The organism is Psychrobacter sp. AOP31-B2-9 (assembly GCF_052378005.1).
In the GTDB taxonomy this organism is placed as follows: Bacteria; Pseudomonadota; Gammaproteobacteria; order Pseudomonadales; family Moraxellaceae; genus Psychrobacter.
The window spans coordinates 1-441 of sequence record NZ_JBQSXG010000347.1 but is presented as its reverse complement, the minus strand read 5'-3'; the positions used below and the strand labels follow the sequence as shown (position 1 = coordinate 441).

General features: G+C 41.7%; 1 protein-coding gene. It reads right to left on the bottom strand.

The window, feature by feature from the left end:
• Positions 1-4 precede the first annotated feature (4 nt).
• A partial coding sequence (locus tag ACT3SX_RS15570) for a transposase (protein WP_444761879.1) occupies positions 5-441 on the bottom strand: 437 nt, incomplete at its 5' end.

Below are 441 nucleotides of genomic sequence, written 5' to 3'. Positions count from 1 at the left end.
ATAGTCAGCTCAAAATAAAATTGTTATGGTTAGGGCAAACATCATAAAACAATTTGGATAAGTCGTTTTCCATCCAGCCTTGGCGTAGAAACTTCACCTGAGCCCATTTCTTTTCGATAGGGTTTAGGTCTGGGCTGTACGGCGGCAACCAAAGAATACGATGCCCGTGCCTGTTTAGTAGCTTTTGAATGCGTTTGCTCTTATGAAATTTGGCGTTATCCATCACAATCACGCATTTGGTTTTAAGACTTGGGATTAGGGTTTGTTTGCACCAGTTGTAGAATATGCTGCTGTTGATGTTTGTCTCAAAGTAATCAAGCGCAAACAGCATCTTTTCATACAGAGCACCAATAACGTTGGTTCGCTTTTTACCTTGCCAGTTGTAGCTATCGATACAAGGCTTACCAATCGGTGCATAACCATGAGAGCGAATGGTTTCAG